The 21438-nt window shown below is 32.7% G+C and carries 20 protein-coding genes; 11 read left to right on the forward strand and 9 right to left on the reverse strand.

The window, feature by feature from the left end:
- Window positions 1-36: 36 nt before the first annotated feature.
- The 5 genes from KFD70_RS21655 to rfbC form a co-directional block, all read right to left on the reverse strand.
- Window positions 37-774, reverse strand: coding sequence for a TylF/MycF family methyltransferase (locus KFD70_RS21655; protein WP_431613339.1), 738 nt, complete (start codon window positions 772-774; stop codon window positions 37-39).
- Between the two features lie 194 nt (window positions 775-968).
- A complete protein-coding gene (locus KFD70_RS21660; protein ID WP_431613325.1) occupies window positions 969-1637 on the reverse strand; it encodes a glycosyltransferase family protein in 669 nt (222 codons plus the stop codon).
- A 366-nt stretch (window positions 1638-2003) separates the two neighbouring features.
- Window positions 2004-2864, reverse strand: coding sequence for a dTDP-4-dehydrorhamnose reductase (gene rfbD / locus KFD70_RS21665; protein ID WP_431613326.1), 861 nt, complete (start codon window positions 2862-2864; stop codon window positions 2004-2006).
- Between the two features lie 15 nt (window positions 2865-2879).
- A complete protein-coding gene (rfbB, locus tag KFD70_RS21670) occupies window positions 2880-3857 on the reverse strand; it encodes a dTDP-glucose 4,6-dehydratase (RefSeq protein WP_431613327.1) in 978 nt (325 codons plus the stop codon).
- Entirely contained in the window at window positions 3854-4420 is a 567-nt protein-coding gene (gene rfbC / locus KFD70_RS21675) for a dTDP-4-dehydrorhamnose 3,5-epimerase (RefSeq protein ID WP_431613328.1), read from the reverse strand. Before rfbC ends, rfbB begins: the two co-directional genes overlap by 4 nt.
- Before the next feature lie 656 nt (window positions 4421-5076).
- On the opposite strand from rfbC, the gene KFD70_RS21680 reads away from it, so the two are divergent.
- The gene (locus KFD70_RS21680; RefSeq protein ID WP_174099359.1) at window positions 5077-5316 is read left to right on the forward strand and encodes a CGEA protein; all 240 of its coding nucleotides are present in this window, start codon (window positions 5077-5079) and stop codon (window positions 5314-5316) included.
- Window positions 5317-5344: 28 nt separating this feature from the next.
- On the forward strand, window positions 5345-6310 hold the full coding sequence (locus KFD70_RS21685) for a CgeB family protein (RefSeq protein ID WP_336453956.1): 966 nt from the start codon (window positions 5345-5347) through the stop codon (window positions 6308-6310).
- A gap of 290 nt (window positions 6311-6600) precedes the next feature.
- Here KFD70_RS21685 and KFD70_RS21690 read toward each other — a convergent pair whose 3' ends face one another.
- The 3 genes from KFD70_RS21690 to KFD70_RS21700 all read right to left on the reverse strand — a co-directional run bounded on the left by KFD70_RS21690 (window position 6601) and on the right by KFD70_RS21700 (window position 12000).
- Entirely contained in the window at window positions 6601-7341 is a 741-nt protein-coding gene (locus KFD70_RS21690; RefSeq protein ID WP_336453955.1) for a sugar phosphate nucleotidyltransferase, read from the reverse strand.
- Window positions 7342-7819: 478 nt separating this feature from the next.
- Entirely contained in the window at window positions 7820-9055 is a 1236-nt protein-coding gene (locus KFD70_RS21695; protein ID WP_336453954.1) for a surface carbohydrate biosynthesis protein, read from the reverse strand.
- 248 nt (window positions 9056-9303) lie between these two features.
- Complete coding sequence (locus tag KFD70_RS21700) at window positions 9304-12000, reverse strand: glycosyltransferase (protein ID WP_431613329.1); 2697 nt, start codon at window positions 11998-12000, stop codon at window positions 9304-9306.
- A gap of 695 nt (window positions 12001-12695) precedes the next feature.
- On the opposite strand from KFD70_RS21700, the gene pseB reads away from it, so the two are divergent.
- Genes pseB through pseI form a run of 6 tightly spaced genes read left to right on the forward strand, consistent with a single transcriptional unit; the run spans window position 12696 to window position 18420 of the window.
- Window positions 12696-13661, forward strand: coding sequence for a UDP-N-acetylglucosamine 4,6-dehydratase (inverting) (gene pseB, locus KFD70_RS21705; RefSeq protein ID WP_336453952.1), 966 nt, complete (start codon window positions 12696-12698; stop codon window positions 13659-13661).
- 55 nt (window positions 13662-13716) lie between these two features.
- Window positions 13717-14910, forward strand: coding sequence for a UDP-4-amino-4,6-dideoxy-N-acetyl-beta-L-altrosamine transaminase (gene pseC / locus KFD70_RS21710; RefSeq protein WP_431613330.1), 1194 nt, complete (start codon window positions 13717-13719; stop codon window positions 14908-14910).
- Between the two features lie 20 nt (window positions 14911-14930).
- The gene (locus KFD70_RS21715; RefSeq protein ID WP_431613331.1) at window positions 14931-15668 is read left to right on the forward strand and encodes a cytidylyltransferase domain-containing protein; all 738 of its coding nucleotides are present in this window, start codon (window positions 14931-14933) and stop codon (window positions 15666-15668) included.
- Window positions 15669-15673: 5 nt separating this feature from the next.
- On the forward strand, window positions 15674-16759 hold the full coding sequence (gene pseG, locus KFD70_RS21720) for a UDP-2,4-diacetamido-2,4,6-trideoxy-beta-L-altropyranose hydrolase (protein ID WP_431613332.1): 1086 nt from the start codon (window positions 15674-15676) through the stop codon (window positions 16757-16759).
- Between the two features lie 17 nt (window positions 16760-16776).
- On the forward strand, window positions 16777-17355 hold the full coding sequence (locus KFD70_RS21725) for a formyl transferase (protein ID WP_431613333.1): 579 nt from the start codon (window positions 16777-16779) through the stop codon (window positions 17353-17355).
- A 15-nt stretch (window positions 17356-17370) separates the two neighbouring features.
- Window positions 17371-18420 carry a pseudaminic acid synthase gene (gene pseI / locus KFD70_RS21730; RefSeq protein ID WP_431613334.1) on the forward strand — a complete coding sequence of 350 codons (1050 nt, stop codon included), beginning with the start codon at window positions 17371-17373 and terminating at the stop codon, window positions 18418-18420.
- Window positions 18421-18671: 251 nt separating this feature from the next.
- Here the strand turns inward: pseI and KFD70_RS21735 are convergent, their stop codons facing one another.
- Complete coding sequence (locus tag KFD70_RS21735; protein ID WP_431613335.1) at window positions 18672-19892, reverse strand: glycosyltransferase; 1221 nt, start codon at window positions 19890-19892, stop codon at window positions 18672-18674.
- Between the two features lie 236 nt (window positions 19893-20128).
- Between KFD70_RS21735 and KFD70_RS21740 the strand changes: the two genes are divergently transcribed.
- The 3 genes from KFD70_RS21740 to KFD70_RS21750 all read left to right on the forward strand — a co-directional run.
- A complete protein-coding gene (locus KFD70_RS21740; protein WP_431613336.1) occupies window positions 20129-20359 on the forward strand; it encodes a CGEA protein in 231 nt (76 codons plus the stop codon).
- A gap of 485 nt (window positions 20360-20844) precedes the next feature.
- A complete protein-coding gene (locus tag KFD70_RS21745; RefSeq protein ID WP_065703575.1) occupies window positions 20845-21168 on the forward strand; it encodes a transposase in 324 nt (107 codons plus the stop codon).
- Window positions 21168-21438, forward strand: a 271-nt coding sequence (locus tag KFD70_RS21750; RefSeq protein WP_431613337.1) for an IS3 family transposase, incomplete at its 3' end; no start/stop codon positions are given. The genes KFD70_RS21745 and KFD70_RS21750, both read left to right, overlap by 1 nt.

Raw genomic sequence — 21438 nt, forward strand, 5'->3', positions numbered from 1 at the left:
CACATCAACATTTCTTATTGAAATAAATTAGCTTTTCTATTTCCTCCAATATGCTGAGTTATTGTCAATTCGGATAAGTGGCTCCTTAATATCACGCTCCCTGCGAAAATCTGTAACAGCTGATTCGCATGTGGGTAAATTGTAATCATCAATAATAATAAAGCCACCATTCGATACTTTATCATATAAATTTGATAGACTATCCATTGTAGATTCATAAAGATCACCATCAAGTCGTAAAATTGCTAATTTTTCAATTGGAGCAGTGGGTAAGGTATCCTTAAACCATCCCTTTAGAAACTTAACATTTTCATTAAGTAAATCATATTTCCGAAAATTATTTTGCACTTCCTCCAAGGATACACGTAAATAATCAATTGTATATAAAATATCTCCTTTATCCTTTGGATACTTTGTTGTATTTGGAGCTGGTAACCCCTGAAATGAGTCTGCCAACCATACCTTGCGGTTATCAATTTCATGAACCTTTAAGAAGCCGCTCATAAAGATACAGGCGCCTCCTCGCCACACACCTGTTTCAATGAAATCTCCTTCTATATTTTCTTTTAAAACAGTTTCCATACACATTTGTAAATTATCCATACGCATACGCCCAATCATGCTATGAGCGATTTGTGGCCATGTTTCTCCCATTCTATGTTTTTCAGGATCTATGGTCGTTATCCGATGATTCCACAACCCTGAAAGAAGATCTTGTTCATGTTCTTGCCAAAACTCAAACAAAATTGTCTTCTTTAGTAACTCAACATACATTTCTCTTACTGATTCTGTATACACAATACACTCTCCTTTATGTGAAATTCTATATAAAATTATACCTATTCTTATGATTATCAATCGTTCTAAGCTCCCAAATATACAATACTACTTCATCACAATACACCTCATTAATTCATTTCTCCTGCGCAATTCCTAATACATTCAAAGAATGAATGTTCATTTTGTGTTTAAATGATATAATCTCTATAATTTTGAACAAATATGTTCCTATTTTCCTCATAACCAGTCCAGTCTATAATACCAGTATCATGAAAACACCATGGGCTTTCTTGTTTAACAACCCCCACTTCATAGCCAGCTTTTATAAACTCTAAGCTTTGGGAAGCATCATAGAAATGCCAACCTTGAAATAAATCTTCCCTCCAAACAAGATCGTACTGAGTAACCATGATTACACCATCAATAACCAGTACTTTTTCATAATCATTTATTACATTACGAGCGGATGTTAATTCTATGTTACCTTTACCTTTTAGAGTATGATACATAATTCCATATATATGAAAACTATGTATTATATATCCATTTGGTAAGGTTTTTGCACCTAATACTCCAAGTATTCCTAGCTTAGGATATTTCTCAAATAATGTAATCACATCGGATATAAAATTTTCATTTAGGATATAAGCATCCTGATGAAGATAAACTTTATACTTCGCATCACTTTTTTTCATCGCTTCATTATATCCGGATGTCATACTAGAAGCTTTTTGAATAGCTATAGTTTCAATTTCATAATTAGGAGGAATCTTCAGAGAATGAATATAATGTAAAGCTGTGTTATACTCTTCAAAATTATTGACACAAGATATAAAGCTTATTTTTTTACTATTCATCTAACCTTCTCCTATAAATTCAGAATTTGATTTATTTCCCATGCTGATTTTTTGCACACTTTTAAATCCCTTCTTTAAATTATGTGCTCTGCTTCTTTTGGTTATCAAAATGATAAATTTATAATATACGAATTATATCTATAATAATGGAATTTACACGGATATTTATCTTTAGGAACAAGGTAATACTAAAGATCCGTTCCCCTGTTTTCCCCATGTGATGTTTCATTAAATAACTAAGTCTATCGCGATCATATCTTTCCTTCTATATTTAGAAGACTTATTGTCCTTCAATCTTAAAACTCTCATTAGAAGTTGGCATTATTTTTAGTGCAGCATACTTGGGGAACTACGCAAATAACAACCTCACAGTCTATTCGTTCCCCTTTCTTTCAAATATTCCCCCACCCCCTCTTGCCAAGGTTTCAGTAAGTTGAGTCTATTCAATCGTAACGCACAAGGATTTAAAACCGAATAAGCTGGACGTGGAGCCCCCGTGCCAAATCCCTTCGTAGTAATGGGTGTTGTATTAACACTTATGTTACATAAAGAAAATATCTCCCTAGCAAACTCATACCACGTACAAGCCCCGGCATTAGATGCGTGATACGTTCCATATAATTCTGTTTCCATCAATTCTTTCACACATTGTACTAAATCTTTTACATGGGTTGGAGATCCTGTTTGGTCATTCACTACTTTAATCCCAAGTTGATTTTTAGCAAGCTTCAACATCGTTTCAACAAAGTTATTTCCATACTTGCCGTAAAGCCAAGAAGTACGCACAATAAAGTGACGTGAATGAAAATTCTTAACAAAATTTTCTCCTGCATATTTTGAGGCTCCATACACGTTTATTGGATTAGGAGTATCAAACTCATCATAGCCAGTGTCTTTTTTTCCATCGAATACATAATCCGTGCTAATATAAACAAGTTTAGCTGACAACTTCTCCGCTACTACAGCAACATTTCTTGTTCCAAAAGCATTTACAAGAAATGCTTTCTCTCTTTCAGTTTCAGCTAAATCTACTTTTGTGTATGCAGCACAATGAATAATAATGTTAGGATTTATTTTTCTTAAAATGAGCTCGACTTTTGAAAAATCCGTTATGTCCATATCTTCCCTGCTTAAAGCACAAACTCGATAACCTAAATCATGTAAATCTTCAGCAAACTGCCTGCCTAATTGTCCATTCGCCCCAGTAATCGCTATTACTTTCTTCATAACTCTCTCCCTCTACTAAGATGTACCGTATTTTAGAGGCTTCCACCAGGTTTCATTCCGTTTATACCATTGAATAACCTCCTGAAGGCCCGCTTCAAACGTATATACTGGCTTCCATCCAAGCTCTTTTTTAATCTTTTCAGCATCAATAGCGTAGCGCCAATCATGTCCTAGCCGATCCTTTACAAATGTAATTTGATCTTTAGAGGCGCCTAGCTGTTCAAGAATGAGCTCTACAATTTCAATGTTGCGCTTTTCATTATTTCCGCCGATATTATATACCTCGCCTTTTTTCCCTTTATGGAGTACTAAATCAATCGCTGTACAATGATCATATACATGGAGCCAATCTCGAATATTTCTACCCGTTCCGTATACAGGCAAAGGTTTATTCTCCAAGGCATTTGTAATCATAAGAGGAATCAATTTCTCCGGATATTGATAAGGACCATAATTATTAGAACATCGTGTAATATTTACATGTAAACCATACGTTTTACAGTAAGCTAATGCAATCAAATCCGCACTCGCTTTACTAGAAGAGTAAGGACTGTTAGGGTTCAATGGCGTATCCTCTGTGAATACTCCTGTTTCCCCCAATGAACCGTACACTTCATCAGTAGAAATTTGAATAAATTTTTCAATTTGATTTGCAAGAGCAACTTCTAACAATGTAGTTGTTCCTAATATATTTGTAGAATAAAAGATTTGTGGATTTTCAATACTGCGGTCAACATGTGATTCTGCGGCAAAGTTAATAATACTGTTAATTTCATATTGATCTATTACATGATAAAGCAATTCTTTATTTTGAATATCGCCTTTAATAAACCGGTAATTCTTTCTACCCTTTATCTCTTCTAAATTCAATAAATTTCCGCAATAAGTCAATACATCGTAATTAATAATGTTATAATGCGGATATTTCTTTACTAGAAATCTTATAAAATTACTGCCTATAAAACCTGCCCCACCTGTTACTAAAATATTCATGTGCGTTTCTCCCTAAAATGAAAATTATGATTACCATCTTGTAAAGACGGCAATGCCTGGTCTTTGTCGGATAGAACGGGATACTTAACCGGCCAATCAATTTGCAACTCTTCATCATTCCAGCGTATCCCGCTATCAGATTGAAAATCGTAATGTTCATCGACCTTATACATGACAATTGTGTTAGGGACTAATGTACAAAAACCATGTGCATATCCTTTTGGTACAAGCAACTGCCGATGATTATATTCACTTAATATAAATCCTTGCCATTTCTTATATGTCGGGGATTCTTTTCGCAAATCCACGATAACATCAAATATAACTCCTTTCATCACCTGTACAAGCTTCGTTTGAGCTTTAGGATTTGTTTGAAAATGCAAGCCTCTTATTGTTCCTGCTTCCACCGATTTTGATATATTGTCCTGAACGAATTGATACGGCACTTGTAATTGCTCAAAGACTTTTTTATTATAGCTTTCTTTAAAAAAACCCCTATGATCCTTATATACGTCTGGCTCTACAATGTGTACATTCTCGAATAAAGTTTCAATTACGTTCATTTTCGCCATCACCTCCATTATTCAGGTTTTTCATCAAATTCCTTCCCGAATCGGATTTCTTTTGCGAGTACATTGCTACGCCAAAGAGGGTCATAAACCTCTCTGCTACTTCATCACTCCATTAAATATATAGGTTAATACTCTTCGTTATTTTAATATGCTATTGCTAATTGATTGCCAGAAAGTAAATGATTCCTTATTACTTTTGTCGTGGGATATAGACGTGATTCTGTACCATCAGTAAAAATAACTCTTCTCATCTAATCTCAACTTTAATCGGTTCATTACTTACTCCACGAATAGCAAAATAAACATATCTCTTTATTTATTTTACTTTTTAAACATCATATATATGCCGTTTATAACCATACGGTACTAGCTGAATCCTGTACAATTTTAATTTCTTCTGTTCATTTCATTGCTGATTCCATAATGACATGGAATATTTAACGTAGTACACACATAAAAAGAGGCCTACTGTTTTCAGTCGGTTACTGGATTTTTAAACTGGCATTTATTACTCAAATTAGATATTTAAATTGATATAAAAGGGTGTATTTATCGGAACATTCTTCGCACAAAATCTATCTATTTGCATATATTATAAGTGTTATTAAATATCAACTTAATTGATAAAAAGAAAGGGGAATTTGTCTATGGCTTTCTTACTATGTAAAAGTAGCATTTGTCGCCAGTTTGCCAACATACCACTTGGAACTATTATAACGGTCGTAGGTAAATCTGGTTTTGTTTATGGACCAGCCAAACTTATAGACTTTAATAACTGGACTGGCATAGTTACATTAGAAGAAGAAGATTTACCATCTCCAAGTGCGACGAACATTATAAAAATTAGTTGTAATAATGTTGAAAGCATCATTACAACAGAAGAATAGAAATCATTGTTACAATTGGTGATATATAATGAAGTTACTGTATATTTCTTCTGGTTATCACGGTATTTACAATTATTTAGATCACAGTATGAAAGCTGGGCTAAACGATAATGGTTATGAATGGATCTCCTTTCATCCATTAGAACCCATAGAAAAGCTGCAATCTATTGTTGCCACGTTTCAACCACAAGTGGTTCTAACTATATTAGGAGACTATCTTTCTGTACAAGCTATTCAATATTTTAAAGAAAATGGTATTAAGCTAGCATGTTGGATGACTGAGGACCCTTATTATTTTGATAAGACTTATCAAATGATTAATAGATTCGATTATATCTTTACTATCGATACAGGATCTTTAAAACACTATCAATTAGTCCATCCAAATGCCTATCATTTACCGTTAGGAACGGATTCTACGACTTTTAGAACTCTACTAGCGGGACACGCATACAAAAGCGATTTACTCCTTGTAGGATATCCATATCCCACAAGGATATACCTCATCCATTTTCTCTTACAAAATACAAACTATCACATCTGCTTAGTTGGGAAAGGCTGGCGTAATAGACTACAAAAACTCTGGAGAAACAGCCCTAGAGTTACGATTAAAGATACATGGATGAATCCAAAAGTGGTTTCCTATTTTTACAACGGAGCCAGCATTGTATTAAACCCTCATCGAAGCCACAATTTCTTGCATAATCAAAACGCATCTGGAATTATTAGCGAAAGCATTAATAACCGAACGTTTGATATTGCGGCATGTGGAGCTTTTCAACTAATAGAGGAAAAACCTAACCTTCGTTCTTTCTTTACTGAAGAAGAAATGGTATCTTACCGGGATTATGAAGATTGTCTATGTAAAGTCGTTACCTATATGAATAACAAAGAAAAAAGGCAGGGTATTGCTCAAAAAGCTCAAAAACGAGTGATAAAGCAGCACACATTTGGTCAAAGGGTAAAAGAAATGATGAATATTATTCAAGCATAAAAATTGTATTCTATCGTAAACATAATTTATTTAAAAAATAAAGTGAAACTTAAATTAGTGGGGGTTTTGTATATCCCCACTGATTATTAGCCCTCACCAATCGGGCTTGTACTGACAGTTGATCCCCCACCTATCTTCTTTGTTTTTACTAAACTTTGAGGTGGGGATCTTACTGCCCGTTAGTGCGGGATAAACAACACAATGTATAACAATATCAGGATTTATTTCCTATGAAATAGATATCACTTCCAGGATAATTACAATATGCATTTCTTTTTATATCTAAACTCTTAAGGTGTACTGTCAAATCCATTCCCAAAATATAAATCTTTTGCCAGCGTATTTGCCCTATGGAGGGAATCATGGGTTCCAGCATCAGTCCACCAGCCCTTTAATACATCATAAGTTAAAGTACCTCTCTTAATATATTCATTGTTCAAGTCCGTTATTTCCAATTCTCCGCGGCTAGATGGACTTAATTTTTTGACCATCTCAAATACATCTGCATCATACATATAGATTCCTGTTACTGCATAAGGACTTTTCGGATTCTTTGGTTTTTCCTCTATATTTACAATATAATCCCCCTGTATTTCAGGAACTCCGAATCTTTTTGGGTCATCAACTTCCTTCAAAAGAATTTTCGCTCCTTCTTTTTGCTTCTGATATCCTTTTACATAATGAAGTAATATATCAGAAAATATATTATCACCTAGAATAACAAGCATTCTATCATTACCGATAAATGTCTCACATAACCCTAAAGCCTGTGCAATTCCTCCTGCTTTTTCTTGTACTCTATAAGTAAATGAAACTCCAAAATCTGTTCCGCTCCCTAAGAAATTAACTACATTACCCATATGTTCTTTTCCTGTTACGACAATAATGTCTGTAATCCCGCATTCTTTTAATTTAAAAACTGAGTGATAAATCATTGGATAACGTCCTACAGGCAGCAAGTGTTTATTAGTCACCCTAGTGATAGGGTATAATCGTGATCCTGTACCTCCAGCTAAAATAATGCCTTTCATAAGGTTGCTCCTTTCCCTCTATAAAAGTCTAGAACATAGCCTGATGTTTTAAGTAAGAGCAGAAAAATATCCATGCATCCAAAGGTACCCTTCTGTCTCTACCCTCAAATCCCATAGTGTACCAATGGAAATTCTTTGCAGTATTAATACAATTCTTTAAGGCTCATTTTTATTCTTCATCTTTTCATAAATACGTTTCTTGCTACGCACGTGACACCGAATGAATAAAATTTTTTTATTCTTTTCTCGGAAACCTTAAACTGCTAAAATACTTTTGAAGAAAACTCAGTGAAGTAACAATAGTAAATTTCTTCATAACAACGACTTCAAAACAAAATGCTGTATAGGTTGATTTATTATAAAAAACACACGCTTTATAAACGTTCATTCTTTATTCTATAAAACAATAAAAACCCTTGGTAACAAGGGTTTTTATCTAACTAAGGAAGTTACATTAAGTCTCACAGAAAGCAAGGGCTCAACTTTTATTAGCTGTTATTTCAAATAAATCAGGAGCTAATGTTCGAACACTCACTTCATTTTTATTTATTTCTATTAAATCCAGTTTTTTGAAGAAACTTTTTATTTCTTCTTCTGAAGTTAACGTATGATCCCCTTTTATTGTAGAGAGCGCTCTTACTGAAGACTCCTGGATGGAACTTTCACCTGTTGAATTGATTTTGTCTAATAAACTAATAATATTCTTATACGCATAGTTTTCTTCATCCATAGCCCCATAATAATTTTTGGATAGAATTTTTTTTCCTTCACCTTTTTCTCCTTTAGATAAACAAAAATCGATTAAGTTGAATACTTCACTACTATTCACTGATTTATAGGTAACCGCATTAGGTAAATATTTTTTCTCTCTTTCATAATCAATTGGCATATAAGCAATGACTGGTTTATCAAGTAACAAAGCTTCAATGCCTGTCGTACAACGATTGTGTATTACAACTTTTGAAGCTAAAATCCACATCACAACATTACCATCATGGGCCACAAATACATTTTTATAATTCGACAATTCTTTTCGATAACTCTCTACATTTTCATGAATATGAGGACGAACAACAATATTAAGATTTGGATATTTCCCACTTAATTCTTTAATTAATTGGATAAAATGTTCATATACCTTCTTTATATAACGTTCATTAGGATTAAATCCTCTTAGAAAGTGATTATATTGAGTAAATCTTGTATTTACTAAAATAAAATCACCAAACTTTTGTTCAATCATTTTAACTTCATCACTATATAAACCTCGGAACTTTTTCTTGAGTAGATCGAAACGCGGATGACCAGTTAAATGAAATTTCTGCTTAAATTCAGGAAAAGTATTTGTAACGATTTCTTTATGAGCATCTCCCCAGCAATAAACATGCTCAAGTATTTTGACATACTTATCATCTTTTCCAAGACGGCTATAATTATTGCTATTAAGGAATAATCCTTCTTCTTCATCTAATTCAACGATAGAATAGCCTAGTTTGTATGCATGATCCATATATTCTTTCCTTGCATCACCATAAGGAGTTCCCTTTGAACAAATAATCCCCTTAGGTAATAACTCCAAATGAGCGAGAATAGGCGTATGTGTTCCTAGAACAATCCGATAATTCTCTTTAATTGCATAATAGGTTAAGAGTAATTTTGCGTCGAATTCCCTTGTTTTTGATTCGATTGGCAAGTAAAGAAACTTTTGCGACATAAACATCACCCCTTCTTATTGTTTCAATCAAAAATAATCTTGCCTTTAGTAGCGAATAGTATTTTTTCTTATAGATGAACCTTTAATTAACGAAGGCCTCCTTCATCCCTTACTGTTTACTGGCCCTCACCAATCAGGCTTTTACGGGCAGCTCACACTTAATTTCTTTGCTTTTTCGGAATTTTGAGGTGGGGTCTTACTGCCCACAAATAATGGAATAAACCTACTGAATCCATTAATATTTACTATCATTCATTCCTTTCTTGAAAATTTTTTAAATTTGTTGCTTTCTCATTAATTTCTTCTCTGTTTTTTAATAATCTTTTTAATAAGCTTAATATTTCAGTACTAGTTACATTATCAATAATCCATCCACCTTGGTATCTTTTCACTCGTTCAGCAGGAGCACCTAGATTAAATGTAATAATGGGATATCCCGATAACATCGCTTCACTTGTTGTATAGGAATACGTTTCAGGACAAACTGAGGGAGTAATCACCAATGCTATTTCTTTTTCAGCTAATATTTCTGATAAATCATCAACTTCATATCTTCCTGTTACTTCAAACTTACCTTCAACACTTTTGTGTGGATGAAAGTGAATATTTGTTATCCCAATTACCTTTATGTTTATTGGTAAATTTTCTTTAATAATTAAATCCTTTAGCTCATATATAATACTTGATCCTTTTGGATAATCAATGGCTCCTACAAAAGCAATATTTAAATCTTGTTTATTTAGAAAATCCTTATTAAAAGTGTATGCTATTTTTGAATCAATGGAATGTTCTATTACTTCTATCTGGATATCTTTATAATATTTCAAAAGAATTTCTTTCGTGTTATAGCTAGGTGTTATCACCTTTTTGGCCCCTATCAAAAAAGAATGAAACGCTTTTCTCCAATCTTCAATGTTAATCGTTTCTTTTGGATATAATTTTGCAATACACCCCTGACAGATTTCTGGATTCGTTTCAGCATTACAATATTTCTTTTCATAGTTAATTAAATTATAACTTGGGCAAATACAATAAAAATCATGAACAAAAAAACAATAATCCACCAGTGAGTGTTGTATTAAACTGAACATCTTTGCAATTGGATACTTAAATAAATGATTAATAAAAATGAGATCAATTCTTAAAGCATTTAATAATTTTTTAAAATTCATTTCATTTAGTTTATTTAGTTTAAGATGATAATGTATTGGTTCAGAATGATTATGATCAGTTAAAATTAAATAATCTGTCCTAGGTATTAGTGTGTATATCCTCTCATCATCTTCTAATTTTTTTATATGGTTAGCTTGATAGATTGAGGCACCACCACCTAAGCCATGGTCGATAAATAATCTGCCCTTTTTAGAAGAATATTTATCGGCGACCATTACACTTTTCATAAATTCTCTTATATTTTTCATTGGATCGCGCCTTATAAATTCTTGTATTCTTTTATTATAATTGGGGTATCGGTTAAGTAATTTTTTCAAATTACTTGACATTAACTCTTGTTTACTGCCATCTATTTGATTAAAACTGACACCATGTTTATGATAAATGAACACATTTGGGATCAATATATTTTGATATCCTTTATGCTGAGCTCTCATGCACCAATCGTTTTCCTCGCCATATCCTTTGCCAAAAACCTCATCATCAAAGATTCCGATATCATGAATAACATTTCTATTTAATGCCATGCAGAAGCCTACACCTGTTGGAATTACTATCCCTTTGTTAATGATATATTTTGAAAAATATGAATCGACTTCATTTGTATTCATATCGTACGGTAATTCATTATCTTGAAGAAAATTTGGATAGGAACAAATCGTAGCACTATTTGAGAAAGGAGTAACTGATGAGATTTTATTATTTACTAGAATAGGGTTAATTAAACGCCGAAAACAATGAGGGGGAATTTCTGTATCACTATTTAATAAAATGGGGTGATTCATTGTTAAAAGTAATCCTTTATTAATACTCTGTACGTATCCCAGGTTTTTATTATTGTGTATAACCACTAACTTTTTTAAATTTTGAGGTGATTTGTTTGATTTCAAATTCTCCAAAAAATGATATATTCGTTCATCTGTACTAGCATCATTAATTAAAAATAAATTAAATTGAAGATCTGCATTATCATATATGCTTTCAATACATCTCTTCGTAAATTCATAACCATTATATATTGGTATAATCACATCTACTTCAGTATCTTGAGGTAAGTTATTCTTATATTCAACATAATTTATTTCATCAAATGTTTCTAAACTAAATTGATCAAGAATAGAATCATTTAAAAAAGATGGTTCATCAGCTTCTTCGCTTATGTTCGAAATAGATTGGATATCTGTTGGCTTTTCGTAGTTCAAATTTAAAATCAATCCTTGTTCGCCACCCTTTAAATATTTATCCATATGGGACTTAATCTCTCTTTCGTTTTTTGAATAATCCCAAATTCTCAAATGATTTACTTGTCCTTCAAAATATCCGTATACTTCACATCCTCCAATATTTCCTGATGCAAAGATATTACTCTTTGCACTTTTTAATCCTTTTTTTACAAAACTTCCATTCACATATAAGTTTGGAGTATTGTTTTCATAAACAATAGCTATATGAGTCCAATCGTCTATTTTTCTTTTATATATGAGTAGAGCAAATGCATCATTGCCACTAAGTTCATATACTGTTACCCCATTCGTTCCAACTGATATTCCCGTACCCGATTCATCTTTTTGCTCAATGGCAGATTTCCCCGGGCTAATAATGAACCTTTGACCGGAAATACTATACTTTCCTTCAGCCGATTCCCAATTTAAGTTAAGTTCCTTTTGAGGCTTTATCCAAAACTCATAAGTGAAATTATTTTTAACATTTCTAAACAAATCCTTTGTCTTTATCATTTCCTGCCCTTTGAAATTTAAAAATCCTTGCAACACATTGTTCACCCTCGCTTATATAATTCATTCTACAATTCAAAAAACGAAAATATTTAACTATTAAAATTAAAAGATATATATACTTTTTTGCAAATTATTTAATAGCACTATTTAACGCCTATTTCAAGTTCATTGAATTAAATGTTTTTTATTAATGAAGATACATTATTATTATTTGAGTTTTATAATCGACTAATTATACACGATCGATGTTTTTATTCATTACTAATTAGTGATATAAACTATGCAATCAAACAATAGAAATCGAACTTAGGCTTTTACTTTTATCATGCTATGTTTTGTTTTGTTTTTTGTATAGTTACACAGCCTATCTTGAAAAAAGATGGTGCATTATGCTCTATATTAAAGACATAATCCCCTCTATGTGCTTGAACAGCTTATGAACATGTAACACTTTTAGATTAGAAAATTTTGGGGTACCACTTATATCTAAAAACGAAGATTTTGATTTCTAGCATTTCCATAATATAAAAAAGCTATTAAACAGATTTATCATTCCTGAACCATAAAATAAAAAAACGGTAAGGCACAATTACAAGTAAATTACAATCTAGGCTTATTTACTATTTCGATAAAACTATAAGGAAATATGGAGATGATACCCAAACGTTTCCACGAAATATTCATAGTAATAGATAGAGAAAATGTATTCAATAAAAAAGGATGTGAATAAAATGGATTTAACAGGAAAAACAATTTTAGTTACTGGTGGAACAGGCTCTTTCGGAAAAAGATTTATAAAAAAAGCCCTGGAACTTGGTGTAAACAAGATCATTGTTTTTAGTCGTGATGAGTTGAAGCAATACGAAATGGCTCAAGAGTATACCGATTCGCGTATTCGTTTTTTTATTGGGGATGTACGTGATAAAGCTCGTTTATACCGGGCATTTGCTGGGGTTGATATTGTAGTTCATGCAGCTGCTCTGAAGCATGTAGGTGCATGTGAGTACAATCCGTTTGAAGCTATTAAAACAAATATCTATGGTGCTCAGAATATCATTGAAGCTGCTATAGATTGTGGAGTGCAACGTGTCATTGCTTTAAGTACAGATAAAGCTGCTTCTCCAATTAACTTATACGGTGCAACAAAATTAGCATCAGATAAACTTTTTGTGGCAGCAAATGCTTATGTAGGGAGCAAGAATACAAGATTTTCAGTTGTACGTTACGGAAATGTAGTAGGCAGCAGAGGCAGTGTAGTGCCATTTTTTAAAAGTATAAAAAATACTGGGAAGATCCCTATTACAGATAAACGTATGACCCGATTTTGGATAACACTTGATCAAGGCGTGCAATTTGTTCTTGATAACCTTCAGCGAATGAAGGGCGGAGAAATTTTCATTCCTAAAATCCCTAGCATGAAAGTAACAGACTTGGCAAAAGTAATTGCACCTAAATGTAAAATTGAGTTTATAGGGATCCGTCCAGGGGAGAAACTTCATGAGGCCATGATAACTGAAGACGATGCTCGTCATACTTTAGAATTTGAAAATTACTATATCATTCAACCAGAATTCAATTGGTGGGATAAAGCAAATATAGGTGAAGGCAAACCGCTTCCAGAAGGTTTTAGTTATGCAAGCGACAAAAATGATCATTGGTTAACAAAGGAAGAGTTAAAAAGATTCATTAATGAATAAGATAACAGAATAACTAAAATGAATGAAAACAATCTATAAGGGAGTATTAATAATCATGAAACATCTTTTAGCGCTTCATGGAGGAAAACCCGTACGAGATCATTATTTGCCATACGGTAAGCAATCCATAGATGAAGGTGATATCCAAGCCGTAATAAACATTTTAAAAAGTGATTTTATTACAACCGGCCCAACAATAAAACAATTTGAAGATCAAATGGCAGCATATGTAGGTGCCAAATATGCCGTAGCATTTTCAAGTGGAACAGCCGCCTTGCATGGAGCTTGCTTTGCAGCGGGAATCTCCACTGATGATGAAGTTATCACCACATCGATGACATTCGCTGCCAGTTCTAACTGTGTCCTTTATCAAGGTGGCGTGCCGGTATTTACAGATATAAACTCCGATACTTACAACATTGATCCTAATTTAATAAAAGATAAGATTACAAATAAAACAAAAGCAATTATACCTGTACATTTTACAGGACAACCCGTTGAACTTGAAGAAATTTCAAAAATTGCTCGAGAATATAATCTAACAGTAATCGAAGATGCAGCTCATGCATTAGGCGCTACTTACAAAAAGAAAAAAATTGGTTCAATTAGCGATATGACCATGTTCAGTTTTCACCCCGTCAAACATATTACAACAGGCGAAGGTGGAATCATTACAACAAATAATGAGGACTACTATCAAAAACTTCTGCAGTTTCGAACACATGGAATCACCCGTCATCCTAATAATTCAACTGAGAATCATGGTCCTTGGTACTATGAAATGCAATTTCTTGGCTATAACTATCGGATGACAGATATCCAAGCAGCTCTTGGATTATCACAACTGCAAAAATTAGATTCTTTTATTGCTAAAAGAAAACAATATGTAGCAATGTATGATACGGAGCTAAAAGATTTACCAGAAATTATTCTGCCAAAACAATTAAGTCATGTTGATTCAAGTTGGCATTTGTATATCATTCAGTTAAATTTATCAATGCTGAAAGTTGGCCGAAAAGAAATCTTTCAAGCGTTACAGCAAGAAAATATTGGTGTCAATGTTCACTACATTCCGGTTCATTTACAACCCTACTATCAAAAATTAGGTTATCAAAAAGGAATTTGCCCCCATGCTGAAAAATTATATGAAAGTATCATTACTCTACCATTATTTTCAGAAATGAGTGAACAAGACGCTAATGATGTCATTCATGCAGTTAAAAAAGTAATAAATTTTTATAAAAAATAAATGAATAAAAAGGTGATGAAATGAAAGTTGCTGCTATTATTCAAGCTCGAATGGGCTCAACTAGGCTTCCGGGAAAAATCCTGAAGAAAGTTCTTGATAAAACACTATTAGAATATCAAATTGAACGAGTAAAAAAAGCAAAAACAATTGACCAAATTATTGTAGCTACTACTACAAAGCTCAATGATAATCCAATCATTGAGCTTTGTAAGCAACTTTCTGTTCCTTATTATCGTGGATCAGAAGATGATGTATTATCACGCTATTATGAAACTGCAACAAATTTTTCTGTGGATGTTGTAGTTCGATTAACTTCAGATTGCCCCATTATCGATCCTAATATTATTGATAAAGTAGTTCATTGCTATTTAAAACAGCAAAATAAATATGATTATATCTCTAATACACTAACCCGTACGTATCCGAGAGGACTAGATACAGAGGTTATACCCTATCGAATTTTAAAACGAACATATGAAGAAGCCAATGAGCCCTCACATCGTGAGCATGTGACTGCTTATATATATAACAACCCTGGGAAATTCAAACTGTTAAATGTCCATCATGACTTAGATGAAAGTAAACATCGCTGGACTGTCGACACGAAAGAAGACTTTATTCTGATTAAAAACATTATTACCAGATTATATCCAGTTAATAGTCAGTTTTCTTTCAGCGATATTTTAAATTTATTAAAACAAGAACCAGATTTGTTTTATATTAATAGTCATATAGAACAAAAGAAGATAGGTATGTAAATCAGATGAACATATTCATTCGAGTAGATGCTTCTATAGAAATTGGAACAGGTCATGTTATGCGATGTTTAACCTTAGCAAAGGAATTAAAAAATCTAGGACATCAGGTAGCTTTTATATCTAGGGAATTAAATGGCCATATGTGTAACTTTATAAAATCTAAAAGATACACAGTATATATGTTACCCAAAATGAAACTAGTGAATAATAATTGTAATACCGCTCATGCTCACTGGCTTCAAACTAGTTGGGAAATAGACGCACAACAAACAATAAATATTATAAGTCAGAACATTTCTCCTGTGGATTGGCTTATTGTAGACCATTACGCTTTAGATAAAAAATGGGAAGAAAAATTGGAGGAATTCACCCAATATATAATGGTTATAGATGATTTAGCAGATAGATTACATATGTGTGATGTACTGCTCGATCAAAATTATTATACAAATATAGACCAAAGATATACAAAATTACTCCCTAAAAATTGTATAAAATTATTAGGTCCCAAATATGCACTGCTAAGGACAGAATTTTTAAAGGAACGGAAAAATGTAAGAAAAAGAACTGGTAATCTTAAAACAGTACTCATATTTTTTGGTGGAAGTGATCCCACTAATGAAACATCCAAAGTAATCAAAGCTCTAGAAGCACTAGACTGTACACAGCTTCTTATTCATGTAGTTGTCGGTCAAGCAAATCCTCAAAAAGACTTCATCCAAAATTTATGCAAAAAACATTCAAATATGACCTTCCATTATAATATTGATTATATGTCCCGATTAATGAATGAAGCAGATCTGGCAATATGTGCTGGAGGTTCGACAACTTGGGAAAGATATTGTTTAGGGTTACCTGCACTATTAATCTCAGTGGCATATAATCAAATTGAAATATGTAAAGCAGTAGGAAATTTAGGTATTGATTTTTATATTGGAAAATCAGATGAAATTTATGAGAAAGATATTTGTAATTCCATTGAGATTGTTAGGAGCGGAAACTTTGATTTAGAGGTCTCTTCTAAAAAAGCATTAGAAATGGTAGACGCTTTCGGGAAAACACGTGTAGTATCGGAAATTTTACTATATTAAATGTTAAGGAAGATATTATGAACATTCTATTATTAGGATCTAAAGGTAATAACTTGTACAGTTTTCTTAAATCATATGGAGATAGTGTTGTTTTCTATGAAGATAAAATAGACATTCACTCACCTATTCTTACTCATATTGATTTTATTGTCAGCTATGGATATAGATATATAATTCCTCCTTCAATTATAGAGAAATTTAATAACAAGATTATTAACTTGCATATATCTTATCTTCCCTGGAATAAGGGGGCTGATCCCAATTTATGGAGTTTTCTTGAAGATACACCTAAAGGGATTACAATTCATTATATAGATAACGGATTAGATACAGGGGATATTATCGCTCAATTGAAAGTTCCCTACAAGGAAAATGATACACTAAAAACCTCTTATGATAGACTATGCCAAGAAATAGAACAACTTTTTATTAAGAATTGGGAGTTAATTCGTTCTGGAAAAGTTATGAGGAAACCACAACCTCCTGGCGGCAGTTATCATAGATTAAAAGATAAAGAAAAGTATTTGAATTTCCTTACTGATGGATGGGATACGTCAGTGAAAGATATAATAGGTAAAGCAAAAATGAACGGTTAGAAAGGAGAAGATAGAATGAAAGATGTTGAGATTAATGGAAGAAAAATAGGTCGTAATCAACAACCATTTATCATTGCCGAAATGTCTGGAAACCATAATCAGTCATTGGAACGTGCATTACAAATCGTTGAAGCTGCAACAAAAGCTGGTGCACATGCTCTAAAAATTCAAACGTATACAGCTGATACTATGACACTCGATATAGATAATAAAGATTTTAAAATAGAAGATGCAGACAGTTTATGGAAAGGAAACACGCTTTATAAACTATATCAGCAAGCTTACACACCTTGGGAATGGCATAAACCGATTTTTAATAAATGTAAAGAACTAGGTATAACCCCATTTAGCACCCCATTTGATGAAACAGCAGTTGATTTTCTAGAATCCCTAAATGTTCCTTGTTATAAAATTGCTTCTTTTGAAAATACTGATATCCCTCTAATCTGTAAAGCTGCCTCTACTGGCAAACCGCTTATTATCTCCACCGGTATGGCTACAATTTCAGAATTAGATGAGACTGTCAAAGCTGCCAAATCAGCAGGCTGTAAAGACCTTATTTTGTTGAAATGTACAAGTACGTATCCTGCTTCCCCGGAAAACACTAATATTTATACAATTCCTCATATGAGGGAATTATTCCAATGTGAAGTAGGTTTATCAGATCATACATTAGGAGTAGGTACTGCAGTCGCAAGTGTTGCACTGGGAGCAACTGTAATTGAAAAACATTTCACTTTATCTAGGGCTGATGGAGGAGTAGACTCCGCGTTTTCAATGGAAGCAGACGAACTAAAATCTCTTGTTATGGAAACAGAACGAGCATGGCAGGCACTAGGGAAGGTTTATTATGGACCGACTGAGATGGAAAAAAGCTCATTAAAGTTTCGTCGTTCTCTATATGTTGCACAAGATATGAAAGCTGGAGATCTTTTAACAACAGAGAATATAAAAGCCATTCGACCTGGATATGGTTTGGCACCAAAATACCTTCCTATTTTGCTAGGAAAGAAAGTGAAAAAAGATGTTGTTAAGGGAACACCTGTAAATTGGGATTTGATTTAACGGAAAACTTCTTAATGAAAAAACAAAATTCCTGTCTCTGTTAATCAAATTTCCCACATAAATTTCACCATTTTTTTACCTATGAAGCATTTTCTATCAGGGGCTATTGTCATGTTTTGTCAACTAGTCCCTCTTTCATTTTATATGGTTAAAAAAGCCTCTACACAACTCTTTATCTGCAGTTATTCTACGGATCTTTAAGAGTCACAATTACCATTTTAATCCTTCCCTTCTTTTCATTGATGAAAAGATTATAAAATCCCTTTATTTTGACAAGCTACCGATAGATTACTTGCTTTCTCCAATATTTCATTGCGATTTACGAAGAGTTTTTGTAATACTTGCAAGACACTCCTACTACTAATTTCTTTTAGAATCCATCCCCCTTTATATTTTCTTATTTGCTCCGCTGGGGCTCCCATATCAAATGCAATAACCGGATACCCTGAAAACATAGCCTCATTGGTTGTATAAGAAAATGTCTCTGGACATATAGAAGAAGTTATAACGATAGCTATTTTATGTGTTGCCAAAATATTAGAAATTTCCCTACTATCATATGGTCCTGTTACAACAAAATGTCCGCTAGGGCTGACAAATCTTCTTTTATGCCTATCTGTTAACCCAATTACCTTTATACAAAAAGGTAGCTTCCCCCTTTCAATTTCCATCTTAAGTTTATATAAAATGTGTGATCCTTTATTTTTGTGTATATTTCCTACGAAGGCGACATTAAGCTTTTTTTCACTTGTAAATTCAGGGGTATATGTATAGTGGATATTAGAAGATAAAGGATGTTCCTGTACATCTATAGCAATGCTAGGGAAATGTTTTTTTACAATTTCTTTTGTACTGTTGCTTGGAGCGATTACCTTCTGAGCATTTGATAAAAAAGATTCAAATGTTTTTCTCCAAGTTTGAATATCTGTTTCCCTTCCCCCACTCAAACACGCCGTACATATATTCACATCTGTTTCATTATTGCAGTAAGGACCATTCCTTTTAATCAAATTAACGAGAGGGCATATGCAAAAAAAATCATGTATAAAATAAATATAATCAATTCCAGAATGTTGAACGAATTTTATAAACTCAAATATAGGAAATTTAATAAGATGATTGATATAAATTAACTCAATATTTATTGACTTAAGTAGTAATCGGAAGCTATTTTCATCATAATTATGAAACTCGAACTCATCGTACAGAGGGATTTCCTGATTTATATCTTCTATACGAAAAATTCCCGCTCTAAACGTCAGCTTATACATTCTATACTTATGTTTATTCTCCTCAATATACGTATTTTGATAGTATTCTACTCCCCCACCTATAGGATTCATCACAAATAAAATGCCTTTCTTTTTTGAAACACCGGTTCTCTCTAACAACACTCTCCCTCCTTCATTTAAATCTTCTAATGTACCATTCCAACTCATTATCTTCCATAATTTATAAATATATATTTTCATAAACAAAAATATTACACCATTTATTTTCACATGAAATAATAAGGCGAAATTGTATCCCCCATCAAGTAATCACTACCATAAGACGGATGGTTACGAAGGTTTTCTTTCCTTATAATTCAAAAAAGTCACCCACGTTTGCTTTAATCCAAACATTTTATATCCCCCTACATATATTGACTATATGTGTCTTTAGAAAACACATATTCAAATAACAAATTTAAGGTTAGGTGAAAAATATGGCAAATTGCAAAGGTATAGCTTGTTTTTTATTTAATATTTGGCCATCAGGAGTTATAGTTACAATTACAACCAGAACTGGACAAATTATTGGCCCTGCTTCTCTTTATGAATTTCATCCCGGAATTTGTCTAGTTATATTAGAAGAAGAAAGTTCAATAACACCACCATCCACTAATTTTGTACTCATAAGTTGTGAAGATATAGAAAGTGTTACTCTCCATTCCTAATTTAATGAACTCTACAAATTACTTTGTACTTTCAGTGAAAGGAGTAATCGCTAAACATTCTAAAAATTATGTTTTTCTAACTCTAGCAAGTTTGATTTTTTACAATTAAACAATTTTTGCACCAAGCATAGCATACTTTTAGGCAGCACCACCTAGTGTGTAAAAGGTTTTTCCTCATAAAGTTGCGACTTTCTTCCGCTTTTCTAACAAATGAAACTTCTAAAAGAATATTTATGTGTTCTTGAGTATTACCTTGTATTATTTATAGCTTTATATTCAATTTGTTTTTTCTTTTCCCTTATTACTAGTTCTTCCACCCAAAGCATAATAGAAAAACAAATAAGATTTACAATTCGTCTTAAATCAAAATAGGCATAAAAAAACGCTATCCTTTCTGCATGGAGTGAACCCTGAGAATGAGACGATAAAAAACACCTCTCTAAATCGTAAGTATCAGTTATGATTTTAATGGAGGTGTTTTTCGTATGGGGAAAAAGACGCATTATCCTGCCGAAATAAAGTGGAAAGTAGTTGAAATGAAACACCAAGGATTCAAAAATAAAGAAATTATGGATGCCTTAGGAATTAAACATGTGGCTCAAATTAAAACTTGGATGAAATGGTATCGTGAAGGCGAAACCTATCGGTTTGAACAATCTATTGGGAGACAATCTGCACATGGAAAAGGCTTAAAAAAGTTAACAGAACTTGAACAAAAAGAATTAGAAATACGTTATTTAAAGGCAAAGATTATATTGCTGGAAAAGTGCCAAGAAATCTTAAGGAGGTGGGAGGAAAAGAAGAAATAATGAAAATGATAAAGGAATGGCAATCAATTTTTACAATTGCAGAACTGTGTTCCATATTTAATATTTCACGTGCTACTTATTATCGTTGGAAAACGCAGGAGAAAACAGTAACTAATCATGAAGAAAAAACCGTAATAGAAATATGTCAACATCATAAATATCGGTATGGATATCGTCGGGTTACAGCTTGTCTACGTGATCAATTTAACATCGTAATGAATCATAAAAAAGTATTACGTATCATGAGAAAATATAACGTATTATCTCGGG

Source organism: Bacillus pfraonensis (assembly GCF_050768835.1).
In the GTDB taxonomy this organism is placed as follows: domain Bacteria; phylum Bacillota; class Bacilli; order Bacillales; family Bacillaceae_G; genus Bacillus_A; species Bacillus_A pfraonensis.